Genomic DNA, 12,270 nt, shown 5'->3' on the forward strand with positions numbered 1-12,270 from the left:
TCCTAATTATTCAATCTCTATCTATACGGTTGAACCTCTAGCCTTTAATCGAGCCCACATAGACCCCTTTCACAAAATACTTTTGCAGGAAAGGATACACCAGCAATATAGGCACCGTCGAAACCACGATCGCGCAATATTTAACCAGCTCCCGGAACGCGGTCGAGCTTTGTGCGCTGTTGATAACGACCCCGCCCGCGCTGCCGATCGTGGTAGCCGTCGAATCATTGGCAACCAGAATCTCCTTCATTAACAGCTGTAACGGAAACAGTTCCCTGTCCTTCAGCAGAACCATGGCATTAAACCATGAGTTCCAATTGCCAACCAGATAGTACAGGAAGATAACGGCCAGCGTAGCTTTCGACAGCGGCAGGATCACCGTGATGAGGATGTTGGCCTGACTTGCGCCGTCAATCAATGCCGCTTCTTCCAGCTCTCTCGGAATCGATTGGAATCCGGTTCTTAAAATGATGATATTCCAAGTGCTTAAAGCAGTCGGCAGAATCATCGCCCACAGATTGTTGTACAAGCCGATGTCCTTCATTAACAGAAACCAGGGAATCAGTCCTCCGCCGAAAAACATGGTGATCGTAATCAGAATCATGATGAAATTCTTGAAATACAAGTCCCGCCTGGAAAGTACATACGCGCCCAATATCGTCATAACCATATTGACCAAAGTACCCAGTCCCACATAAATGATCGTATTCATGTACCCCTTCAGCAGGCTGTTGTCTTTAAACACCAGCTTGTAACCATCGAGCGTGAATCCCAGCGGTTTTAACAATACCCCTTTATGTGCCATCAAGGCGCTGGGATCGCTGACGGAAGCAAACAAGATATGCAATATGGGATAAAAACACACCAACGTTAACGCGGTTAACAGCGTATAGTTCGTAAAGTCGAATATGCGGTCTCCTATGCTTTTATGCTTCCTGCTTCGTTTCACTTTGAGTTGCTTGATATCCTCCATAACCTTCCCTCTCTCTTACCATAAGCTGGATTCAGATCTGCGTTTTACGATGGTATTTGTCATCCATAACAGCCCGAAATTCACGATGGAGCTTATCAATCCGACGGCAGTGGAATAACTTAGGCTCGCTTCCCTCAAGCCCCTGCGGTAAACATAGGAAGCGATGACATCCGCCGTATCGTAGATTAAAGGATTATAAAGCAGGATAATTTTCTCGTAACCGGAAGCCATCAATCCGCCGATTGCAAAGATAAACAGGATGATGATGACCGGACTGATCTGAGGCAGCGTAATGTACCACATTTTTTTCACCCTGCCGACCCCGTCGATATCGGCCGCTTCATATAATGAAGGATCGATGGAGCTCATCGCAGCCAGGTAAATGATGCTGTCCCATCCGATGCTCTGCCAGATTCCAGAAAAGGTATAAATCGGCCGGAACAAATTGGAATACCCGAGAAGGGATGAGTAGTCTTTTCCCGTTATGAACGAAAGCAGCTGCGTGACGACCCCTTCATTGGCCGTAAAGATGTGAATGATCCCGCACACAACCACCAGTGAAATAAAATGCGGCATATACGTAATGGTTTGTACGGTCCGCTTAAATTTGGAAGAACGAACTTCATTCAGCAGCAATGCCAGGATAATCGGTGCCGTAAATCCAAACACGATGCCCCACACATTCAGCAGGAGCGTATTCTTGACGACTCTCCAAAAATAGGGTCCGGAGAAGAAATCGATGAAATGTTTGAAGCCCACCCAATCGCTATCCGCGAATCCCAGCAAGGGCTTGAAATCCTTGAATGCGATCATGACGCCCCACATCGGCCCGTAGCAGAAGATCAAGAACCACGCCACGACGGGAAGGGCCATCAGATAGACGAACCAATTCTTTTTCAGATCCTTTTGAATCAAGCGTTTGGTATTCTTGGGCTCTGAGGGCGTCCGGACATGGTCTATTTCCCTGTTTTTCCGTAATATCTCCATGAATCAACCACCTGTTCTTATTATGAAAACTATCGTTGGTTATACCGATCCAAGGCTGCCTGATGGAGACTTAAGAATTCGTCCAGCCCCATGCTTTGCGCTTCCTTCAAAAATTTATCGTAAGCATCAACCGGCAATTCGCCCATAATGATCTTCGCAAAGTATTCTCCGCGCAGTGTCGACAACTGGTTTCCAAGCTCGGCTTCGCGCGAGGCTTCTTCTTTCGTGAACGTGATCGGCGGCATCGCCATGCTGGTATCCATGTTTTCCGTCCAATTCTTTCGGATATCGCCGGAATAACTTCCTTTCGCCGAGATCAACGGGTTGGCATGATGCTCATCGCGAATGTTCGGCCAGCTGTGCCAGCGGTATTTCCAAAGTGTGACGTCGACCGGCTGACCGTCCGGATCATTGTAGATGTAACTGTTTTCAGGATAATAAGGCATTCCTTGTTCATCCACCAAATGCACCGTGCCGTACTCGCCGAAGTTAATGAGCTCCCAGCCTTTTTTGCTGAAGTTGAAATCCAGCCATGCCATCGCGGCTTCGACATTTTTGCTTTGGGTGGTGATGGCTGCACCGGTTCCGGTTCTTTTGAAGTTTTTATAGGTGGTTGCGGATTTGTCTCCTTCATTCAGAACAGGATTCAGTGCCCCTACGAAATCAATATCGTTCTGCACTTTCCAATAGCTCCACATCGTATCCGGGGAGTCCATCATGACGGCTGTATCGTCGGATATCGCGCTGGCCATCCGTTGATTGAAATCGGCGGTAGCCCAGTCCCGATTCAGCAACCCTTCCTTGTTCCACTGCTGCATCGTCGCGAGATATTCCTTGGCTTTCGGCTGTGCAGGCCCCCATGCAACCTTGCCGTTCTCATCCAGGAAGGTCCAGTCCCAGACGCCATATGCGCCATTAATGATGCCGGTAAAGATTTGGCCGTACGTCGATCCGTAATTCAGCGGTGCTTTATATCCAACTTCCTTAGACTTCTTCAGGAACTCATACCATTCGTCTATCGTCGTCGGGACTGGAAGTCCCGTCTTATCCAGCGCTTCCTGCTTGATTAACGTGCCGAACCAGATCCATTCGGAATATGGAGCGATCCCGTAGAAGCCCAGCAGCCTGCCATCATCGGTCACGGTCGTTTTTCTTCTCGTTTCGTCCGAGTTGCGCCATGCCGAATAATTCGGGGCATGCTTTTCCATCAATTCGGTCAGATCGAGGTAAGCCCCATCGTTGACCCCCGCTTCCAGACCTCCCGGATAACGCCCCGGGTCAATGATGATGTCTGGCAGCTCGCCGGAGGAGATCATCAAGGTGAAGGCATCCGCTTCCTGCCCGACGGGCGGCGTAATGAAGTTCACTTTAATGCCGGTGAGCTTCTCCACCTGCTTCTGAACCAAGTGATTATTCATATCCGGGATGTTGGAGTTGGCAGGCATCCATACATCCAGCACCACATCGCCTTTGACGGGATAAGCAGAATAATCGCTAGGAATGACTTCGTCAAATACATCACCGAGGTATGTATCATTGAGTGTGCCGTTGACCTCATCGATTTGTTCCTGTGTCGGTGCTTTATTGCCCCGTATGTCCCCGCTGATATCTTCGAATGTCACCTCATTCTTCTCTGCGCCTTCCTCTTGGGCTACGGGGTTGTCTGGCTCGTCACTTGCCTTGCCGCTACATGCGGTTACCGTCGAAATGATCAATATAGCTATGAATAACAGAGTGAAATAACGCTTCATCGTTCTGTTCATGCTTAACCTCCCATGATATGAATAATTACGAGCACCCTCCGCATTAGCGTCGAGAGGATCTATATTCCGTAGTTTTTCAGGGGTGCCAGTTTAAAACTTGCTATCTTTCATTCTTCAATCTTCGTAGTGTCTAAGCACCCCCGGTCCGAAATGCAACTCTTCCTCTTGGCCATTCCAATGGATCCCCTTTCACATGGTAATTGACGAATTTACCAGCCCCTACACATTCATTTAATACAATTATCCTGTATATTTAACCGAATTATAAGCATACAACTCTCCTTTGTCAACGCTTTCATACATAATTTTCGTAACTAAAATTATTCATTTTTTAATATTCGCGCTTTTGATTTCGGATATTGGAAACAATCCATAAGCTAATAACCCTTATACGAAAAGGAATATCCGTTTAAAAACACTATTTTCGTTATGGAATCGTGTCCCCCTCACGATTTTCTCTCATTCGTAATAAACCCCCATTCATTACAGATAATCTGTAATGAATGGGGGTTTATCGAATCCTGTGAATATTCACTTACACCCTTGCGGCATCTGCCGCACCTTTGCCGTCATCTGCTCGTTTACGTTATGAAGCCGCATACATTATTCTCCGGACGGTATCGCTATGGCCTGCGAATCACTGGCCGGGACACCGAAGTCCGGGGTTCCATCTTGCTTCCAGCCGAATTTCTGGATATGGGTCGAGCGTAAGGCCGTATCTGCTCCAGGCTCTGGAAGCGCATGGTAAACAATCCAGTCCTCCTTGCCATCCGGTGATTGCGTGAAGCTGTTGTGACCGGTAGCGTACACCCCGTTCTCCACGCTTTTGCAAAATACAGGCTCCATGGATTTAGACCAGGATAGCGGGTCCATCGGATCCGCAGTTTCATCCATCGTGAGCATTCCCAGCGCATAATCCTCGGACCAGGTGGTGCTGGCCGAGTACACCAGGAAGATGCGGCCGTTCCGCTGTAGGACGACAGGTCCTTCGTTAATGGCCATTCCGCCTTGTTTTTCCCAGGACAGGGTCGGGGCGGTAAGTAATACATGATCTCCCGTTATTGTCCAAGGGTTTGTCATGCGCATGATGTATAGAGCGGACCCATAATCCGGGAAATGACCGTACCCGGCATACAGGAAATAAAGCTGATTCCCTACGGTCATGACCGTACCGTCCAGGCCGGGTACGGGGGTCGGCAGCGCGCCCTTCCATACCCACTCGCCTTCCATCGGATCAGGCTCCCGGTTCTCCAGCACGCATATTTGGCGCGACTCGTCGCCTCCCCCGTCATTTGCCGTGAAATAAATGTACCATTTGTTGTCCAGATGATGGATTTCCGGCGCCCACAGGTTATGGCTATACCTTCCGCCGGCCTCCGGAGACCAGATCGTTTTCTTCCGACCCTCTGCAAGTCCGGTCAAGGTAGCGGATTGCGTCAACTCCAGATAATTGCGTTTCGTCGACATAAAGTAATAATAGCCGTCCGTATGCTTCCATACCCAAGGATCGGCTGCCTGCTCTACAATCGGATTGTTGAATGTTGGTCCATGCAGCATCTTCTTATCCTCCTTAATTCTTCAATTTCTTTACCTGGGCAACATTGCGACGATACCGAATGCCTCCCTCCAGCTCCCCCACACCTCCCGCAAAAAAAGTTAAACTCATCTTACTGATGTCTTCCAGCATTTGTCTATACGTAAAAACAAGAGGTATCGTATGTTAAATTACCTAACATTAAGGGGAGTGGTTCATGAGGAAGGGAACCCGTTCTATTGGGATCGATGCCGATCAGGAGTCCGTGCGGGACGCAATTGTCGAACGCAAAAAAGCCAATCCATAAAGGATCAGCTTTATCGTAAAATGGATCTGGCCAGACGAAACCCGAGATCCTCAATCCGAAACGTCGGGTGGCTTCGCCGGCGGCATGTCGCCCCGCAGCCCCTGGCCTCTTCCGCCCAGCTTCCGCCGCGGAATACTCTGTATGAGCCGTATACGTCCGGATCGTATATATCCCAGCACCACTCCCACACATTTCCGAGCATATCGTAAAGCCCCCACGCATTGGGCCTCTTTTTGCCTGCCTCATGCAGGGCGCCCCCAGAATTCCCTTCATACCAAGCGATGTCATCAAGCTCTCCGTAACGATAGCCTTCACTCCCGGCTCTGCACGCATATTGCCATTCTGCTTCCGTCGGAAGACGGTAGCCATCCGTCTCCCAGTTACACTCCACACGCGCACCATCTTCCGTGACCGAATAACATTCGTTTAGACCTGAACGCCGAGATAGCACGTTACAGAAGTGAATTGCATCATTCCATGATACATCGACGATCGGAACCTGCGTGACGTCAGCAAAACCTGCCCACGGTGGCATAAGCGAGAAATACAGCGCCTTCGTAACAGGAACCGGTGCAAGCTAAAAAGCGTTCACTTCGACCGTCCACGAAGACTTTATACGGTCATCCCTTAATTGAATTGCGCCTGCTGGAATGTTCTGCATCGGATATTCTTTTAGATAAAACCCAGGTACTGACAACCGTCTTCCTCCCGTTTTCGTCTCTTAGCTCATCCTGCTTAACCGTTCTATTCCTTGTTGTTCACTCGGCAAGAAAAAGAAATCGTTCCCCTTATTGCATTCATAAATGAAGTCTTGCAAGCTTTGGCTTGGATAAGCAGAAAAATCTCCGATAATCGCAACCTTCACTTGATAATTGATATACTTCTGAAGGATTTCGCCTGCAAGGCGCGTCTTCAAATCGAAGAAGGCTTCGCTGAATACCGATTGATTCATCACCATACGATGGCTGCCCGTTTCATATTGCACGGTTGCCATAAGATCCAATGCGGATTGCACATCCTCTATTAATATCTCATTGCTGCGTACGACCGCTATCGTTCCTCCATCTGTTTCAATCTTCTCTATATTCATAGTCACCCTCCTGTTGGGGTAAGTCTTCTTACATAATCCTCACATATGTACCGGTTATCCTCGTCCTTGACGGGCGGAACATTCGCTACTCTAAAAAAGCTCAGGCCAATAACCATCGCCATCAGCCCATAGGCGGCATCGCGGGAATCTTCAACGGACATCTGCCCCGTCCGGTTGCCGTATTCCATGATCTTGGCGATGCCTTGGAGATCAGCCTCGTAACTCTTCGATACAACTTCCTGCAAATTGCGATCCAGCATGGTTTTTGAGAAAAACTGTACAAAGAGCTTAGCTTGATCAGCATAAGGGATATACATCTTGTCGACCCCATCCAGCTGCGACACATTAATCATTCGATCCGTGTCATCGCTGAACGGTGGAAGCATAAACTTCAGGGTAAGGTCCATCATTTCCCCCGATGTCATGGTATGCTCAATGCCTGATTCGATCTTCAGTCCATAGTATGCCAAGAACGACTTGAAAGCTTCGATCATCAAATGATCCTTATTCTTAAAATAATACGTGACAACTCCCTTGGAGCAGTTCGCACGATCGGCAACCTTATCCAGGGTCATACCGTCAATCCCATACATGCTGATGCAGGTTAATGTAGCATTAATGACTTCAGCCCTGCGCTTTTGTTCCATTCCTAATTTGGGCATGATTTCTTCACCTGTATCTTTGTTGATTTTATTTATACTGAACAGTCGGAATAAAAAGAGTGTACACAAGAATGGCACATATTGTCAATGGAGGCTTATGATCAGACCCAGTAAGGCAGCCTTTTTTGTTTTAAAACTCACGTGAATGAAATGCTATATATAAAAAAAGAGGTATTTCCTTATTCAGAAAATACCTTTTTAAGTTTAAACATCTGCTATCTCAGTTCATCCTCAAAGCTTGCAGCTTATCCGAGTTAGAAGTAGAACAAAAGCAGATATACGCTTTTTTTATTTCCCCGCCAAAAACTCATCCAACTGACGCTGGATCTCAGCGACATAGTCATCAATGCCCGCCGATTTCAGCTTCTCGATGGCCTTGGGATACTCCGTCTCAAAATCGACGAAACCGGAACGGATAGCGGCTAAATCCTTGCCCGCGACTTCTTTCAGGGCCGTCTCGATTAACTTGACGTTTTCATTGTTAAATCGGAAGCCCAATGAATCGGATCGAATAGCCGTCTCATCCCAGCTCTTATACTTATCGATGGACTCTTGTGCCACATTCGGCCCGAACAATTGGTAATTTTGGTTTCTAAACATCCATTCATAGAAGAATTCGCTAGCGGTGAGTTTATTGATTCTTCCATCCACAATCTCGTAATCCTTGCCTTCAACGCCATAAAGAGCAAACAGATAATTCTCTTGGGATTTATAAATCCAGTTCACGAACTTCATGGCTCCTTCCGGATTAGGAGCATTCACAGGTATGCCCAGCACCTCTCCGCCTGCAGCTGTCACATAACGCGGTTTATCCTCGGCTAACAGGTACGTTTTAACCTCGGCCTCCGGCGCATTGGCTTTGATGGCATCGACAATTTCCATTTCCTTGCCCAAAGATCCTTCAACCCATAAGTATAAGCCTGTCTGCATGCGGGAGTCTCTCTCGTTGTATTTGATGGTCAAATCCTCTGTATATAATCCCGCATCATACATGCCGCGGTTAAACCTCGCGACTTCCTGGAACGCTTCCGTTTCATAGTAGCTGTATGCTTTTTTGCTGTCTTCCCCGAATACAACCAAATCTTCGACGGCGATCCAGTTATATTGTTCATCGGTAAAATATCGGGTTAAGGGTTTAAAGATAATATCGGCGGGCCCCTTCATTTCAGGGAATTTCTCTTTCGCCCTGACTGCGAATTCCTTTAAATCGTCAGCTGTCTTCAAGTCCGTCATCCCCACCGCTTCGAGGATATCCTGACGAACGGCCACCAGCTGGTACATGGCGGAGGATGGTGCATATGCGGATGGAATGCCATGAATCTTCCCATCGATCGTTGCGCCCTGAAGCTGCTCCATCGGCAGGACTTTTAGCATATCCTGACCATATTCCTCGATTAAATCATCCAATACCATGGCTTGTTTCTTGTTGACGATCGTAGAAAGATCCGGGAGGCCATCCCAATATAAATCGATCGGTTCATTTGCGGCCAGCATGATATCTTTTTGTTCCCAATACTGAGCCCACGGCACAAATACGACTTCAACCTTCAAACCAAGATCGGCTGCCATCTTCTCCGCGAATTCGTTATTCAGAAATTCGCTCATCCGATCGCTTCGCTCCCCCGGGTACAAAATCGTGACGGTTTCAAGCTCGGCTGCCCCCTCTTTTTTGCCGCTGCATCCCGCCATTACCGAAACGGACGCAATCAGTAAGACCAACAAGATCAGCATTTTCCTTGCTTTCATGAAAGACCCTCCCTAATAAAATCGTTAATCTATGTTAAAAGCCGGTATCGGCCAGTAACCACGCAGGCGTCTATTCTTTGACCGCACCGGCCATAATCCCGTGCACGAAGTATTTTTGAATGAAAGGGTACAGGAATATGATCGGACCGATCGTAATGACCGTAATGGCCATCTTCACGGTCTCCGCTGGCAATGTGATGTTACCTGACGCCCCTGATGGAATACGTCCCGAGCTTATCGCATTGACGTTCGACAGGATGTTGTAGAGGAAATATTGCAGCGGAAATAAATCGCGTTCGTTAATAAAAATCAGAGCGTGCCACCAATCATTCCAATATTGAAGCGCATACATTAATCCAACCGTCAGCAATGCGGTCTTGCTTAATGGGAGGGCTATTTTTACATAGATCGTAAAATAATTGGCGCCGTCCATCTCGGCAGCTTCATATAAGGATGGAGAGATGCTTGCAAAGTACGTGCGCATCAGAAACATGTTCCATACGCTGAAGATGGAAGGCAGGATCAAGGCCAGAATGCTGTTCTTCAATCCATAATAATTGACGCTGACCATGTACCACGGAATCAAGCCGGCCGAGAAGATGATCGTAAAGTTGCTAATAAATGCGAGCACGTTGCGGTATCTCAGCTTTTTGATCGATAGGGAAAATGCAATCATGCTGGTAATCAGCAGGGCCCCTACCGTACCCACAGTGGTTACAAACAGGGTGACTCCGTAGGATTTGAGCAGTTTCATCCCACTATTAACAAAGATATATTTATAGGTATCCAGGCTGGGACTTAAAGGGATAATCGAATAGCCGTTTCTCGCAACGGCCTGTTCCGAAGAAAAGGATACGCTTAAGGTTAAAACAAGGGGATACAGACACACGAGCGCGAATAAACCGATGAAAACATAGGCAAAGGCTATTACCAATTGATCGCCAAGCAATCTATTCTTTTGTTTCATCAAAATAGACCCTCTCCGTCATTTATTTTCTTAGCCGATTGGTTTGCAGCCGTAATCAGGATCAATCCCATCAAAGACTGGAAGAGCCCGATTGCCGTCGAGTAAGAAAAGCCTAGCGTGCGCATCGACTGATAAACGTATGTATCGATGACCGTTACTTCTTCAGCCAGGACCGGGTTGTTGCCGACGATGCCGTAAATCATCCCAAAGTCCCCGTAGAAGATCCTGCCGACGCTCAGCAAGCTCAAGACGATGATCGTTGGTTTCAGCATGGGCACGGTCAAGTAAAAAATCCGCTGCAATTTATTGGCGCCATCCACCTTAGCCGCTTCGTACAAGCTTCCATCAAAATTGGACATCGCTGCCATATAGACAATGGAACTGTAGCCGCTCCATTTCCAGACGCTTGACAGAATGATGATCCATTTCCAATATTTAGGCTCCGAGTACCATCTTATCGGTTCGGCTCCAAAGAACTCCAGTATGTTGTTGGCAACGCCCACATCCGTGGAGAAGATGCCGTACAGAATCGCCCCAACGACGACCCACGATATGAAATAAGGAAAAAACATCATGCTTTGAGCGACTTTTTTGTAGGTTTTATGCCGGATTTCATGGATCAGAATGGCAATGCTGACGGGAATGATAATACCTAATATGAGACCGAAAAAGTTGATGTACAGCGTGTTATATGTGACCTTCCATCCCATGCTGTTCTCCGAAAAAAAGTATTTGAAATTGTCCAGACCTACAAATTCACTTCCGAAGATGCCGTCAACCACATTGAAATCGGTAAACGCCATCCATATCCCGGCAAACGGGATATAGGAGAACATGATCAGCACGATCAGCGCGGGCACGCACATGAGATACAGGATCCTGTGTTTTTTTATTTCATAAACAAATCCCTTAACAGCCGAACTCATTCCATCACCCCTTTATATCTGATTACACGACTATGCTGTAATGCCGTGTTGCAGTTTCATCTTTAGTTCATCCAGATCGATCACGGTACCGGTAATTCTCGCCTCTTCCGCGGCATAGGCCATGATATGGCTTTCCACGGACATGTCGATGGAGGATCTGCTGCTGAAGTCGGCATTCCCCAGATTCTCCAAAAAGTCGTTCATCAGACCGGTATCGCCGCCGTTATGTCCGCCGCTCACCGTTGCCGGCCGAATGACGGTTTGCTGAACGGGTTCTGCCATATTGGAGTTAAAGCGGGTGACTTCGATAATGTTCAAGCTATCGTCTCCTCGAATTTCCCCATGCTCGCACATGATTTTGAGCGTTCGGTACATTTTGTTGGTGAATCCGCTTAAATTAAACGTTGCCGTAACCCCGTTTTTGAACTCGATCACGGTGACCTGATGGTCGCACACATCATTGTCAAGCCGATATACGCAGTGTCCGTAAGGACTGGTTGCAAGCGCTTGGAGTAGTCCCTCTTCGCTTTGATCCGCCGAAATGACGGTAGCCGGCCATTGGCCCTTTACAGGCAAATAAGCTTTTCTTGCATCGAATCGGCAGTCCGCAGCTACCTTGCAGTCGAGGCAGCGTTCCGCACTGCCTGCCGGTGCATTCTCCTCTTTAAAATAAGTCAGGCTGCCATAGGAAGAAATCCGTTTCGCTTGACTGTCCACCAGCCAGGATAGAATATCCATGTCATGGCAGGACTTCTGCATGATGATCGGACTCGCCAGATCGCTTCTTCTCCAATTGCCTCTTACGAAGGAATGTGCCATATGGAAATTGCCGATGTTCTCGTTGTGCTGTATGGTCACGATCTTGCCGAGCTCTTTGCTATCGATGATTTTCTTGATTTCCGCAAAGAAGTTCGTATATCTCAGCACATGACACACAATCACTTTCCGGCCCGTTTCATTGGCTTTTCGTTGTATTCTCAAGCTTTCTTCCGGACTTGGTGAAATGGGCTTTTCCAGCAAAATATCATAGCCAAGATCAATTGCCTCCATGGTTTGGTTATAATGATCCCGGTCCATGGAAGAAACAATGACGGCATCGCAAATTTTACCGAGTCGATAAAATTCATCCACGGATTCAAATTGTTTCTCCAGAGGAATCTGAAACTCATCCGCCGCTGCCTTTCTTCTGCCGTCATCCGGCTCGATTACCGCCACGATTTCCTCGGTTTGGTATGCATGCCTTGCGTAGATCATGCCTCTTTGTCCTGCGCCGATTAATGCTAACTTCAAATCCATAACCTCCAGCAAACTCGTA

At 47.6% G+C, this 12,270-nt stretch carries 10 protein-coding genes and 1 pseudogene; all 11 read right to left on the bottom strand.

Going from position 1 to position 12,270, the window contains the following annotated elements; all coding sequences use genetic code 11:
* Positions 1 to 37: 37 nt before the first annotated feature.
* The 11 genes and pseudogenes from PLA01S_RS16760 to PLA01S_RS16810 all read right to left on the bottom strand — a co-directional run bounded on the left by PLA01S_RS16760 (position 38) and on the right by PLA01S_RS16810 (position 12,251).
* Positions 38 to 973, bottom strand: coding sequence for a carbohydrate ABC transporter permease (locus PLA01S_RS16760; RefSeq protein ID WP_127593215.1), 936 nt, complete (start codon positions 971 to 973; stop codon positions 38 to 40).
* A gap of 15 nt (positions 974 to 988) precedes the next feature.
* A complete protein-coding gene (locus tag PLA01S_RS16765) occupies positions 989 to 1,960 on the bottom strand; it encodes an ABC transporter permease (RefSeq protein ID WP_127593216.1) in 972 nt (323 codons plus the stop codon).
* Positions 1,961 to 1,989: 29 nt separating this feature from the next.
* On the bottom strand, positions 1,990 to 3,723 hold the full coding sequence (locus tag PLA01S_RS16770; protein ID WP_127593217.1) for an extracellular solute-binding protein: 1,734 nt from the start codon (positions 3,721 to 3,723) through the stop codon (positions 1,990 to 1,992).
* 603 nt (positions 3,724 to 4,326) lie between these two features.
* Entirely contained in the window at positions 4,327 to 5,280 is a 954-nt protein-coding gene (locus PLA01S_RS16775) for a glycoside hydrolase family 43 protein (RefSeq protein WP_127593218.1), read from the bottom strand.
* A gap of 294 nt (positions 5,281 to 5,574) precedes the next feature.
* Positions 5,575 to 6,225, bottom strand: a pseudogene (locus tag PLA01S_RS16780) (formylglycine-generating enzyme family protein).
* Between the two features lie 60 nt (positions 6,226 to 6,285).
* Positions 6,286 to 6,654 (bottom strand): DUF4180 domain-containing protein, encoded by a 369-nt coding sequence (locus PLA01S_RS16785; RefSeq protein ID WP_127593219.1) that lies wholly within the window; start codon positions 6,652 to 6,654, stop codon positions 6,286 to 6,288.
* Between the two features lie 2 nt (positions 6,655 to 6,656).
* Complete coding sequence (locus tag PLA01S_RS16790) at positions 6,657 to 7,316, bottom strand: TetR/AcrR family transcriptional regulator (RefSeq protein ID WP_127593220.1); 660 nt, start codon at positions 7,314 to 7,316, stop codon at positions 6,657 to 6,659.
* A 288-nt stretch (positions 7,317 to 7,604) separates the two neighbouring features.
* Entirely contained in the window at positions 7,605 to 9,062 is a 1,458-nt protein-coding gene (locus PLA01S_RS16795; RefSeq protein ID WP_127593221.1) for an ABC transporter substrate-binding protein, read from the bottom strand.
* Between the two features lie 70 nt (positions 9,063 to 9,132).
* The gene (locus tag PLA01S_RS16800) at positions 9,133 to 10,029 is read right to left on the bottom strand and encodes a carbohydrate ABC transporter permease (RefSeq protein WP_127593222.1); all 897 of its coding nucleotides are present in this window, start codon (positions 10,027 to 10,029) and stop codon (positions 9,133 to 9,135) included.
* The gene (locus tag PLA01S_RS16805; RefSeq protein ID WP_127593223.1) at positions 10,029 to 10,955 is read right to left on the bottom strand and encodes an ABC transporter permease; all 927 of its coding nucleotides are present in this window, start codon (positions 10,953 to 10,955) and stop codon (positions 10,029 to 10,031) included. Before PLA01S_RS16805 ends, PLA01S_RS16800 begins: the two co-directional genes overlap by 1 nt.
* 30 nt (positions 10,956 to 10,985) lie before the next feature.
* Positions 10,986 to 12,251 (bottom strand): Gfo/Idh/MocA family protein, encoded by a 1,266-nt coding sequence (locus PLA01S_RS16810; RefSeq protein WP_371860425.1) that lies wholly within the window; start codon positions 12,249 to 12,251, stop codon positions 10,986 to 10,988.
* Positions 12,252 to 12,270: the final 19 nt, after the last annotated feature.

This window comes from Paenibacillus lautus NBRC 15380 (assembly GCF_004000945.1).
Taxonomy (GTDB): domain Bacteria; phylum Bacillota; class Bacilli; order Paenibacillales; family Paenibacillaceae; genus Paenibacillus_AQ; species Paenibacillus_AQ lautus.

Bases quoted from the DNA above. Each gene is read 5' to 3' on its own strand.
- PLA01S_RS16805 (WP_127593223.1), bottom strand. From the start codon at position 10,955: ATGAGTTCGGCTGTTAAGGGATTTGTTTATGAAATAAAAAAACACAGG.
- PLA01S_RS16785 (WP_127593219.1), bottom strand. From the start codon at position 6,654: ATGAATATAGAGAAGATTGAAACAGATGGAGGAACGATAGCGGTCGTA.
- PLA01S_RS16775 (WP_127593218.1), bottom strand. From the start codon at position 5,280: ATGCTGCATGGACCAACATTCAACAATCCGATTGTAGAGCAGGCAGCC.
- PLA01S_RS16770 (WP_127593217.1), bottom strand. From the start codon at position 3,723: ATGAACAGAACGATGAAGCGTTATTTCACTCTGTTATTCATAGCTATA.
- PLA01S_RS16795 (WP_127593221.1), bottom strand. From the start codon at position 9,062: ATGAAAGCAAGGAAAATGCTGATCTTGTTGGTCTTACTGATTGCGTCC.
- PLA01S_RS16790 (WP_127593220.1), bottom strand. From the start codon at position 7,316: ATGCCCAAATTAGGAATGGAACAAAAGCGCAGGGCTGAAGTCATTAAT.
- PLA01S_RS16810 (WP_371860425.1), bottom strand. From the start codon at position 12,251: ATGGATTTGAAGTTAGCATTAATCGGCGCAGGACAAAGAGGCATGATC.
- PLA01S_RS16760 (WP_127593215.1), bottom strand. From the start codon at position 973: ATGGAGGATATCAAGCAACTCAAAGTGAAACGAAGCAGGAAGCATAAA.
- PLA01S_RS16800 (WP_127593222.1), bottom strand. From the start codon at position 10,029: ATGAAACAAAAGAATAGATTGCTTGGCGATCAATTGGTAATAGCCTTT.
- PLA01S_RS16765 (WP_127593216.1), bottom strand. From the start codon at position 1,960: ATGGAGATATTACGGAAAAACAGGGAAATAGACCATGTCCGGACGCCC.